Source organism: Mesorhizobium sp. M1A.F.Ca.IN.020.06.1.1 (assembly GCF_004023265.1).
GTDB lineage: Bacteria > Pseudomonadota > Alphaproteobacteria > Rhizobiales > Rhizobiaceae > Mesorhizobium.
This window is the reverse complement of sequence record NZ_RZSR01000332.1, coordinates 1-5,632: the sequence shown is the minus strand read 5'-3', so window position 1 is coordinate 5,632 and position 5,632 is coordinate 1. Positions and strand designations below refer to the sequence as shown.

Here is a 5,632-nt window from a genome sequence, read left to right as displayed (position 1 = left end):
GCAAAGGCCCGTGTCGATGCGGTGCTTGCAAAGGTGGAGGAGGCCAAGACCAAGGCCAAGCAGGCGGCAGACACGGCCAGGAAGGCAACGGCCTCATTTGCCCTGATCGGCGCCTTGGCGTTGGTCATCGGCGCATTCATCGCCAGCGCTGCCGCAGCTCTCGGCGGCAAGCAGCGCGACGAAGACGAGGCGCTTTTCCTGTCCAAAGGCTAGACTGAACCATCCGGTGATTGAGAGACAAAGCCCGGCTCACGGCCGGGCTTTTCGGTCTTTGAGATGGCAAGCCGGATCAGTGATCGAAGGCCTTGACGATTTCCTCGGTCATCTTCTTGGCGTCGCCGAGCAGCATCATGGTGCCGTCCTTATAGAACAGCGTGTTGTCGATGCCGGCATAGCCCGAACCCAGCGAGCGCTTGACGAACAGGCAGGTGCGGGCCTTGTCGACGTCGAGGATCGGCATGCCGTAGATCGGGCTGCTCTTGTCATCTCGCGCGGACGGGTTGGTGACGTCGTTGGCGCCGATGACATAGGCGACATCGGCCTGGGCGAATTCGGAGTTGATATCCTCCAACTCGAACACCTCGTCATAGGGCACATTGGCCTCGGCGAGCAGCACGTTCATGTGGCCAGGCATGCGGCCGGCAACCGGATGGATGGCGTATTTTACCTCGACGCCATTGGCCTTGAGCTTGTCGGCCATCTCGCGCAGCGCATGCTGCGCCTGCGCGACCGCCATGCCGTAGCCGGGCACGATGATGACCTTCTGCGCGTTCATCATCAGATAGGCGGCGTCGTCGGCCGAGCCCTGCTTGACGGTGCGCTCGATGCCGTCGTCGGCAGCCGCAGCCGTCTCGCCGCCGAAGCCGCCGAGAATGACCGAGATGAAGGAGCGGTTCATGCCCTTGCACATGATGTAGGACAGGATCGCACCGGAAGAACCGACCAGCGCACCGGTGATGATCAGCGCCAGATTGCCGAGCGTGAAGCCGAGCGCCGCTGCCGCCCAACCGGAATAGGAATTCAGCATCGACACCACGACCGGCATGTCGGCGCCGCCGATCGGGATGATCAGAAGCACGCCGAGCACCAGCGAAGCGGCGACGATCAGCCAGAAGATTAGCTTGGATTCGGTGGTGACGAGCAGCACGATCAGCACCACGAGGGCTACGCCGAGCGCGATGTTGATCAGGTGGCGGCCGCCGATCATGATCGGCTTGCCGGACATGCGGCCGTCGAGCTTGAGGAAGGCGATGACCGAGCCGGTGAAGGTGATGGCACCGATCGCGACGCCGAGGCTCATCTCGATGAGCGCCTGGGCATGGATGTCGCCGGCCGTGCCGATGCCGAAGCTTTCCGGCGCGTAGATGGCAGCCGCCGCCACCATGACGGCGGCGAAACCGACGAGCGAGTGGAAGGCGGCGACCAGCTGCGGCATCGAGGTCATGGCGATGCGGCGCGCCACATAGGCGCCGACGCCGCCGCCGATGGCAAGCCCGAGCACGATCAGGCCGAAGCGGCCGGCCGAGGGCAGCGCCAGCGCCAGCGTGGTGGCGATGGCAATGCCCATGCCGATCATGCCGTAGAGATTGCCCTGGCGGCTGGTGGTCGGATGCGACAGGCCGCGCAGCGCCAGGATGAACAGGATCCCGGAGACCAGATAGAGGAAGGAAGCGAGATTGACGGTCACGTCACTTTTCCTTCTTCTTGTACATGGCGAGCATGCGCTGGGTGACGAGGAAGCCGCCGAAGATGTTGACCGACACCAGCACCAGGGCGATGAAGCCGAAGCCCGCGGCAAGGCCGGAGGCCGCGATGCCGACGGCGAGCAGCGCGCCGACGACGATGACGGAGGAGATGGCGTTGGTGACGGCCATCAGCGGCGTGTGCAGCGCCGGCGTCACCGACCAGACGACATAATAGCCGACGAAGATCGCCAGCACGAAGATGGCGAAGCGGAAGACAAAGGGATCGATGGCGCCGCCCGAGAGCGCGTGCGCGGCGTTGCCGGCAGCCTCGGCGCCGGCGGGCGCATTGGCGAGATCCTGCACCGCGAGGCGTACGGCAGCCGTCGCCTGATCGAGCTGGTCGAGGGCTTTCTGCAGCTGTTCCATCACGCGGTCCCTTCTGGCTTAGGCGAGGGTGACTTGGCTGCGGCCCTCCTCCTGGGCGCCGGTTTCTTGTCGGCGGCATCCGCGACCAGGACCGTGGCCGGGATCGCAGCCGGCTCGGTGCGCGGCTGCCCGGCGGCCTTGGCGAAACTGGGGTGCACGACTTGGCCGGCATCGGTCAGCATCGTCGCCTTGACCAACTCGTCATCGCGCTTGATGGCAAGGGTCTTCGTCGCCTTGTCGACCATCGTCTCGAGGAAGGCGTAGAGGTTCTTGGCGTAGAGCAGCGAAGCGGATGCAGCGACACGACCGGGCACATTGAGATGGCCGACGATCTTGACGCCGTTTTCCGTCGTCACGACCCTGCCTGGCACCGCGCCTTCGACATTGCCGCCGCGTTCGACGGCGAGGTCGACGATCACCGAGCCCGGCTTCATCGAGGCGACCATGGCGGCCGACACCAGCTTCGGCGCCGGACGTCCAGGGATCAGCGCCGTGGTGATGACGATATCCTGCTTGGCGATGTGCTCTGCGGTCAGTGCCGCCTGCTTGGCCTGATATTCCTTTGACATTTCCTTGGCGTAGCCGCCGGCGGTCTCCGCCGCCTTGAACTCCTCGTCCTCGACCGCCAGGAACTTTGCGCCGAGCGACTGCACCTGCTCCTTCACCGCGGGGCGCACGTCGGTGGCGGTGACGACGGCGCCGAGACGGCGCGCTGTGGCGATCGCCTGCAGACCGGCGACGCCGACGCCCATGATGAAGGTTTTTGCTGCCGGCACCGTGCCCGCCGCCGTCATCATCATCGGCAGCGCGCGGTCATATTCGGCCGCCGCATCGACCACCGCCTGGTAGCCGGCAAGATTGGCCTGCGAGGAAAGCACGTCCATCACCTGCGCGCGGGTGATGCGCGGCATGAACTCCATCGAGAAGGCGGTGATGCCGGCCTTGGCCATCGCGGCCAGCGCCGCATCGTTGCCGTAAGGATCCATGATGGCGATGACGGCCGCGCCCGATTTGTAGCCCTTGAGCTCGGCATCGGTCGGCCGGCGCACCTTCAGCACCACATCGGCGTTCTTGGCGTCCCCGGCAGTTCCAATCGTGCCGCCGGCGGCGGCAAATTCCTGATCGGTAATGCGCGAGCCGAGGCCGGCGCCCTTCTCGACGATCACCTCGAAGCCCAGGCCCGCCAGCCGTTTCACCGTCTCGGGCGAGGCCGCGACTCGCGGCTCGTTCGCGTCAAGCTCACGAGGGATGAATACCGTCTGCCCCACCGCATGATCCTTTCGGCTGGAACCTTGCTGCGCAAGGCGTCGGCCGGGACCTCCGGCGGAACGTCGAACGCAATGGCTTGGAAAGTCTACCGCAGAATGAAATAGCCGACGGCCATGATCACGATGAACAGGATGGTCGCCGAGAAGAAGCCGCCCGCGAAGAAGCCGAAGGCCATGGCCAGCAGAATGGCGGCGCAGACGAGCGAGCCGTATTTGGCGAGCGCCAGGAATGCGTTGTAGGTACGATCATGCTCGGCATAGTCCATCTGCGCGCCCAGTTCGACAGGACCGGTCGGCGTGTGATCAGCCATAGGAATACCCCTTCGAAAATGCCTTCGAGGCACATAGCGAAAAGCCCGAGCAAGAGCAATGGCGCTATTGCCGCACGGCCCGCGACAACAGCCTCAAACGAAAGTTGAAATGGGCGGAAGCTAAAATTGCGATGGGAGGCCCTCGCCGTGGCGAGGGGCGTCGTGGATCTTTAAAGCGCGTCGCGCTGAATCGGATTCAGGCGAGACGCTTCAAAGCTCTTTTTGATGGGTGCCGTTGCCCAGAACCGCTGCACAGTTCCGGGCGAGATACATTAGGCGGCGAGGTGCGGAAACAGGCCGAGCAGGCCGACCGCGATCAGATAGAGCGCGACGATGTAGTTGAGCAGGCGCGGCATCACCAGGATCAATATGCCGGCGATCAGCGAGATCAGGGGCGTGAGCGCAAGCGAGTGGATGGTCATAATCGTACTCCTTCCCGTGAAAAACCCGATTTGAGCCGGCGACAAGCCTGGGGCAAGAATGCGGCGCCGTCGATGATCAGTGACGCCGGTACTCGTAACGCGGGAGCCGCGGGGAAGGTTCACGAGGCGCGGAAGGACGCCCGTTCAGGCGGCATCGCGATAGTATTTGGCCGTCGGTACGATCGACAGAGGGGTGAGCCGGTTGATGGCCGGATTGGCGAACATCATCCGCTGCTCCACCGGCGTCGACTTGAAGAACGGGAAGCGGTCGAGCGTCTGGCGCAAGTTTTCACCGCAGGGGATCTCGAACAAGGCGATCGGCGCAAGGACACCCGGAAACACCTTGCCTTCTGTCCGCTGCACGGCATGGAAGATGCGGGCGTAGTAGGCGGAATGTTCGACCTTGACCGGCGTCAGCACGGCCGTCTGGCCAAAATAGCTGGAAGCCACCATGCCGAGCCTCAGCGTCAGGAAAGGCAGGACTCCGGGCGCGGGCGCGCTATCCGCGTCGGTTGCGAACCGGGTTCCGTCTATGAAGGTTTCTCCGCGGGCAAGCCGCTCTGCCAAGATTTCCGGATAGGCGTCGACAGAGGGCGAATAGGGGTGCTCGCGGGAAATGTAATGGAGCCGCAGCGTGCTGACCAAGTGGCCATCGAAATAGACGCCGAACCGGTAGGAATTCGGCAGGTTGTCCCAGCGATCCTCGAACATCCCGCTGGCGATCGGGCCGCACATGCCTGAGCGCAGGTAGGACTGATAGCGAAGGCGGTAGATCGCCTCCAGATCCTCGCCCCCCGTGATCAAACGATAATCGACATGCTCCAGCAATTGCATGATCGAACGATTCAGCGCCGAGCCAGCATTTGCGCCGGCGTCAGCCTGCGCATCGTTTCTTGCAGCATCCATCCTCAAGTCCTCGTATCCGCCTGTAAACAGGCTATTCGAGTCAAAATGAGACACAAGCCGAAAATTCGATACTGCTGGTTTACCTTCCGTTAACCTTAACAATGCGCCGGAAAGGGTTGGGCGGAAAAGTCGACCGCACACTCGGACCTTGGCACGCATCCGATGTCAAGGAGTTCACAGATGCCAGAGCTGAAAGGACTTGGCTGCCGCAGCTACCGGTAATATAGGGCATCAAGCCAAAATACTTTGCCGTATTGAATTGCTTAGAGAAAACAAATGTGAGCTTTTGATCCTGAACAATCGGGTCAAAACCTTCCGATTGGACGAAAATTGCTGCGTAGCCAACGCAACGCGCATTCTTAATCCTGAATGATGAAATTCCCTATCTGGCCGACCGTCTGGGGGCGAGGCGCAGGTCCGCGGCGAATGGCCAGGTGACGTTCGACATCGTCTCGATGCCGGACGCGCTGAGCGCGGCGCCGAACAGGAAGCCTTGCACGAGGTCTGGCTTGACCGAACGCACCAATATCTTCAGCTGCTCGAAAGTCTCCACCCCTTCGATCGTGACGACCAGGCCCAGCGTCCGGGTCAAGCCGACGATACCCTTCAGAAGC

General features: G+C 62.8%; 7 protein-coding genes and 1 pseudogene. 1 reads left to right on the top strand and 7 read right to left on the bottom strand.

Features of this window, described 5'->3' with window-relative positions; all coding sequences use genetic code 11:
* Positions 1 to 213: pseudogene (locus EOA60_RS16165) on the top strand (hypothetical protein); the annotation flags it as partial.
* Positions 214 to 289: 76 nt separating this feature from the next.
* On the opposite strand, the gene EOA60_RS16160 reads toward EOA60_RS16165, so the two are convergent.
* The 7 genes from EOA60_RS16160 to EOA60_RS16130 form a co-directional block, all read right to left on the bottom strand.
* Entirely contained in the window at positions 290 to 1,687 is a 1,398-nt protein-coding gene (locus tag EOA60_RS16160; RefSeq protein ID WP_067324170.1) for an NAD(P)(+) transhydrogenase (Re/Si-specific) subunit beta, read from the bottom strand.
* Position 1,688: 1 nt separating this feature from the next.
* A complete protein-coding gene (locus EOA60_RS16155; protein WP_067003367.1) occupies positions 1,689 to 2,111 on the bottom strand; it encodes a proton-translocating transhydrogenase family protein in 423 nt (140 codons plus the stop codon).
* Positions 2,111 to 3,379, bottom strand: a complete 1,269-nt coding sequence (locus EOA60_RS16150; protein WP_095824350.1) for a Re/Si-specific NAD(P)(+) transhydrogenase subunit alpha — start codon at positions 3,377 to 3,379, stop codon at positions 2,111 to 2,113. Before EOA60_RS16150 ends, EOA60_RS16155 begins: the two co-directional genes overlap by 1 nt.
* 86 nt (positions 3,380 to 3,465) lie before the next feature.
* Entirely contained in the window at positions 3,466 to 3,690 is a 225-nt protein-coding gene (locus EOA60_RS16145) for an aa3-type cytochrome c oxidase subunit IV (protein WP_095799174.1), read from the bottom strand.
* Positions 3,691 to 3,962: 272 nt separating this feature from the next.
* Complete coding sequence (locus tag EOA60_RS16140; protein WP_095824351.1) at positions 3,963 to 4,112, bottom strand: DUF3096 domain-containing protein; 150 nt, start codon at positions 4,110 to 4,112, stop codon at positions 3,963 to 3,965.
* Positions 4,113 to 4,256: 144 nt separating this feature from the next.
* The gene (locus EOA60_RS16135; RefSeq protein WP_245322337.1) at positions 4,257 to 5,177 is read right to left on the bottom strand and encodes a hypothetical protein; all 921 of its coding nucleotides are present in this window, start codon (positions 5,175 to 5,177) and stop codon (positions 4,257 to 4,259) included.
* A 223-nt stretch (positions 5,178 to 5,400) separates the two neighbouring features.
* The coding region (locus EOA60_RS16130; RefSeq protein ID WP_128311590.1) for an EAL domain-containing protein at positions 5,401 to 5,632 on the bottom strand (232 nt) is incomplete at its 5' end.

What these genes read in the sequence shown, in the direction of transcription:
- EOA60_RS16135 (WP_245322337.1), bottom strand. Translation starts at nt 5,177, where the DNA reads ATGCGTGCCAAGGTCCGAGTGTGCGGTCGACTTTTCCGCCCAACCCTT.
- EOA60_RS16155 (WP_067003367.1), bottom strand. Translation starts at nt 2,111, where the DNA reads ATGGAACAGCTGCAGAAAGCCCTCGACCAGCTCGATCAGGCGACGGCT.
- EOA60_RS16145 (WP_095799174.1), bottom strand. Translation starts at nt 3,690, where the DNA reads ATGGCTGATCACACGCCGACCGGTCCTGTCGAACTGGGCGCGCAGATG.
- EOA60_RS16140 (WP_095824351.1), bottom strand. Translation starts at nt 4,112, where the DNA reads ATGACCATCCACTCGCTTGCGCTCACGCCCCTGATCTCGCTGATCGCC.